Genomic DNA, 1152 nt, shown 5'->3' with positions numbered 1-1152 from the left:
AAATAATAGGTATCCAAATACTCCTCCTGTAGTTAATGACAGTAACAAAGAGATGGTGATATTTATTATTGAAAGCTTTACATAATAACTAGTAAATACCATTCCAATAAGATAGATAGATGCTGAGAAAGCAAAAAGAGTTAATATAAATTCAAAAATTAGTAAAGGCATATTTGTGTTTTTATAATAAGTCATAGCAAATAAATCTTATTTACTATGACTGTTTATTATGTGTATATGATTGTCAAATTAACCGCGCTAGTATAAGAGCCGGCAGATTTACCAATAATATCTATATTCAAAGGGAATAAACCTTGATCGTGTGAGATATTAACAGAGCCTTTATAATTTGAAATGATATTATTCTCATTATACAAAGTTAAATTTATATTAGGGTTAGAAGTGCTGATTTTTCCGTTTCCTATAAAATTATATGATGATATCGCTGAAAATTCAAAGTTAACACTATTGACATTATAACAATCAGTAAATTTAATGGGGACAGCAACACGCTTGCTTTCATTTATTTTTGCATTACCTAAATTAACAAGGTTGGGTATACCTGCGCCACCATTAATAGTACAGGTTGATTTTATTATTTTTACTGATAAAGGTATGTTAATTCCATCAATATCACCAACTTGGTTAGTATTAAAGCTCAATGATGATGCAAAGGCGCATATACTTAAAAAGTAAAATGGAATAATTAATAACTTCACTTAATCGGTACCTCATAGTTGTTTTGAGCACCAAAATCATCAATGGTTTCAATAGTAACCTTATCACCCTGTGCTATTTTTAACGCATTTAGTGAAATTTTACCTTTGGGTTCAAACGTAGATAATTGATTGTTTAACTTCGTTTTTCCTACTGTTTTGCCATTAATTTTCATGTTAATGATCGCAAAATAATATGGGGTGGGATTTTCAATAAACCATTCACCGTTATCTTTTTTGATCACAATGTTTTTTTCAGCATTTAGGCGTCCATTCTGTAATGTATCTGGTCGGTAGATAAGCTTTACTTTTGTATTAATGGCAAGCGCAATGATATTAGCATCGTGTTTTTTATTTATTTGTGGTATCTCTTGAACGTTTAACCAAAAAAGAGACTCTCTATCTTTCGGTAAATTAGTGCCAATTTTCATTATCC

Annotated in this window: 3 protein-coding genes; all 3 read right to left on the bottom strand. The window is 29.9% G+C overall.

Annotated features, from left to right (window positions below; translation table 11 throughout):
* A partial coding sequence (locus E5A76_RS20510) for a hypothetical protein (protein ID WP_222932520.1) occupies positions 1-195 on the bottom strand: 195 nt, incomplete at its 3' end.
* Between the two features lie 32 nt (positions 196-227).
* Positions 228-719, bottom strand: a complete 492-nt coding sequence (locus E5A76_RS13530) for a hypothetical protein (protein ID WP_161119243.1) — start codon at positions 717-719, stop codon at positions 228-230.
* On the bottom strand, positions 716-1152 hold a 437-nt coding region (locus E5A76_RS13525; protein WP_161119242.1), incomplete at its 5' end, for a fimbria/pilus periplasmic chaperone. The genes E5A76_RS13525 and E5A76_RS13530, both read right to left, overlap by 4 nt.

The sequence above is a fragment of the Photobacterium lucens genome, from assembly GCF_009873615.1.
Lineage (GTDB): Bacteria > Pseudomonadota > Gammaproteobacteria > Enterobacterales > Vibrionaceae > Photobacterium > Photobacterium lucens.
Note: the sequence above shows the minus strand (reverse complement) of the source record. Positions and strands in the feature narration are given on the sequence as shown.